General features: G+C 72.1%; 1 protein-coding gene. It reads left to right on the forward strand.

What is annotated here, in order from left to right; genetic code table 11:
• A partial coding sequence (locus tag J0695_RS40060) for a DJ-1/PfpI family protein (RefSeq protein ID WP_206969734.1) occupies window positions 1–351 on the forward strand: 351 nt, incomplete at both ends.

The following is a 351-nucleotide window of genomic DNA, read 5'->3' on the forward strand; positions in this document are numbered from 1 at the left end:
GCCGTCCGCCGGGCCGCCGCCGACGGCAAGCAGATCGCTTCCATCTGCAGTGGCGCCTTCCTCCTCGCCGAGGCGGGCCTGCTCGACAACCGCCAGGCCACCACGTACTGGCAGATGGCCGGCGAACTCGGCGAGCGCTACCCCGCCGTCGACCTCCAGGACGATGTCCTCTACGTCCAGGACGAGCAGATCCTCACCGCATCGGGGTACGCCGCAGGGATCGACCTCTGCCTCCACATCGTGCGCACCGACTACGGAGCTGCCGTCGCCAACACGGTCGCCCGCCTCGCCCTGGTCGCCCCCGTACGCCCCGGCGGCCAGGCCCAGTTCACCGAGACCCCGCTGCCGCCC

The organism is Streptomyces beijiangensis, assembly GCF_017315755.1.
Classification (GTDB): Bacteria; Actinomycetota; Actinomycetes; order Streptomycetales; family Streptomycetaceae; genus Streptomyces; species Streptomyces beijiangensis.